The organism is Pseudomonadales bacterium (assembly GCA_013215025.1).
Classification (GTDB): Bacteria; Pseudomonadota; Gammaproteobacteria; order Pseudomonadales; family DT-91; genus DT-91.
In genome coordinates, this window is sequence record JABSRR010000330.1 from 1 (window position 1) to 1721 (window position 1721).

Annotated in this window: 3 protein-coding genes; all 3 read right to left on the reverse strand. The window is 45.8% G+C overall.

The features are described from left to right. Nucleotides 1–608 (reverse strand): FKBP-type peptidyl-prolyl cis-trans isomerase (locus HRU21_13380; GenBank protein NRA43275.1); only part of this gene is annotated, 608 nt, incomplete at its 3' end. 90 nt (nucleotides 609–698) lie between these two features. Beyond that, a complete protein-coding gene (locus tag HRU21_13385; GenBank protein ID NRA43276.1) occupies nucleotides 699–1202 on the reverse strand; it encodes a DUF4124 domain-containing protein in 504 nt (167 codons plus the stop codon). Between the two features lie 165 nt (nucleotides 1203–1367). Next, the coding region (locus tag HRU21_13390; GenBank protein NRA43277.1) for a hypothetical protein at nucleotides 1368–1721 on the reverse strand (354 nt) is incomplete at its 5' end.

Below are 1721 nucleotides of genomic sequence, written 5' to 3' on the forward strand. Positions count from 1 at the left end.
ACGTTTACTTTATCGCCCTCGTCCATCAAAGTGAGCATTTCGGTCCAGCCTGGAATCACTTGCGTTACACCAAAAGTCGCCGGTTGATTACGAGCATAGGAGCTATCGAATTCTTCACCATTCAATAAAGTACCGCGATAATGGACAACCACGGTGTCCTCTGGGCTTGGTTTTTTACCGGAGCCTGAAGCCGTGATAACGGTGTACTGTAAGCCCGACTCAGTGACAATCACGCCATCCTTTTTAGCATTCTCAGCCAAGAAGGCTTCTCCCTCAAGCTTGTTCGTCTCTTCCAGCGCACTGCGCTCAGCCATTTGCTTATCCATTTGCTCTTTCTGGAAATCTTGCATAGCCTGCATCAACGCTTCTTGATCAATCACCGGATCAAGACCCGCAAGACCATCCGCCATGCCTTTCTCAAAGGCCGGCATGTCAATCTCAACACCCTGCTGCGTAAAGCTGGCGGCTAAATTATGCCCAATACCATAGCTTACTTTTTGGATCGTTGAGTCTAGTTTTGCCTCAACAGGGGCTGCGGTTTCAGACTCGTTACACGCAGTTAACATACATGCTGAAATAACGGCCAAGCCTAATACTGATTTTTTCATGATTTCTCCATGTTTTATATTTTTAAAGCTGCCAAAGTGTAACAGCAAATAGCCTTGAATAAAGCGCTGTCAGTAAAAAATGTGCACCGTTTATAAGCTATTAAGCATGTCATCACGCTGATTGAGCGTTTCACGCAATTGTTGCGCTTTTTTAAGCAGGGCTTCAGGACTTGAGGCCAATGACTCATCTGAGGCGTCCTCGCTTGAAGCGCGGCTTGAATCACGAATGATACCTCTAAATCCTGTGGCTAAATCACTGGCACTACTATCTGCTTGCCTTGGCATAGATTTAGGCTTGGGCATTTGAATAGTAGTCACTTGATCACTGACTATGAGAGCCTCATAATCTATACCAGCTTGAGAGGGCGGCTGCTCAGCAAAATGCCAATGGCCTCTATCATCCTGCCAACGATATACGGTTTGTTTCGAGTTTGGCTTAAGTGTCTTTTTCGGTATTGCCGAAATTGCGCTCTGACCGCCACTGAGCCATTGATCAAACTGCGTTTGCCACGATGAAATATTCGACATACTGCCTGTTGCAAGCATTAACATGAGGCCTAGCGACAGCAGCAAGGGCAAACCGAGTAAAATCATTTTTAAGCTGTATCGCGCACTCAATCGCAACAACGATCTTTTTCTAGAGGCGGCTCGATGTGTTTTTATCAACCTGTCCGCTTGCTTATCTTCCATAATAACTTTCTCGAGTCATGCCCTTATACTATCCACATCCTCAGCTTTGACGGCGACTGAAGTTTACCATTAGCTGGAGGTATTGATTTGCTGCATAGCTTGGGTGAAACAACTCGCCACACACTGAAGCTCAAACTGATCTGGTAATGCGTCCAGCTTACAATGTATAAAATACATCTGCCAGTAATCAATGAGTGATAATGCTGATGAATGGCTAGCTAATGCTAGACTGCGTTGATAAAGCACTGCCTGCATGCGCTGCTCTTGAGCAAGCTCGTGCATTTTAGCTGCCTGATATGCCACCTCGTTTTGATTTTTCAGTGCTTGGCGCTGCTGACGTAGCTCTCGAATCTGCGTCTGTATTGGCTTAAGTTCAGTCAAACAGCTGCGTAAAAAATCTGCATCGCAGGCAAGCTGCTGATA